The organism is Aerococcus sp. L_32, assembly GCF_050689315.1.
Genome location: NZ_JBOEQF010000987.1, coordinates 1 through 689 on the forward strand (window position 1 = coordinate 1; position 689 = coordinate 689).

1 protein-coding gene is annotated in these 689 nt (G+C 41.9%); it reads right to left on the bottom strand.

Annotation, left to right across the window (positions count from 1 at the left end; translation table 11 throughout):
* Positions 1 to 244: 244 nt before the first annotated feature.
* A partial coding sequence (locus ACRCJ0_RS17760) for a phosphoribosylglycinamide synthetase C domain-containing protein (RefSeq protein ID WP_431391470.1) occupies positions 245 to 689 on the bottom strand: 445 nt, incomplete at its 5' end.

A 689-nucleotide genomic window follows, 5' to 3' on the forward strand; every position in this document is an offset into this window, starting at 1 on the left:
GCATGTCTATTTTTGATTAGTTCGCACCCGAACCTTATAGTTCGCATACTAACTATTTTACTTAGGAATTCACCAATGTCAACGGATTAGATCAAGAAAAATATGGATTTTTTTATGAAAACGTTTTTTATTTTCTGATAGCGTTTTCGCCATGGCTTAGCCATTTTGCCAATAAAAAAGCTAGTATACTGAGCTACCCCATTGGAATAGCTGTCGCATACTAGCTTTGGAAAAGAATTTACATTTATAACTTGGCAATATCCGTCCGGTAAGTCAGTGATGCGCCGCGAATCTGGCCCACATGCTTGTAGGCTGCCTGGCGGGCGCTTTGAATGTCGTCTGCTAAGGCAACTGGCGTTAGGACACGACCACCGTTTGTAATCAATTGCCCTGCTTCATCTGTCGTCGTACCGTTGTGGAAAATCAAGGCGTTTTCAGGTAAGGATTCAATCGCAACATGGTTGTCGTAAGAACTAGGATAGCCTTTTGAATATAAGACCACGCCGACTGCTGCTTGCTTAGACCAAATTAAATCTGTGGGTTTTAAAGTGCCAGCTAGGGTTTTTTCAAAAACTGTCAGCAAGTCACTTTCCAGTCTTGGTAAAAGGACTTCCGTCTCAGGATCCCCAAAGCGGACATTAAATTCCAAGACTTTCGCTTGGCCATCTTGAATCATAAAGCCAATAAAT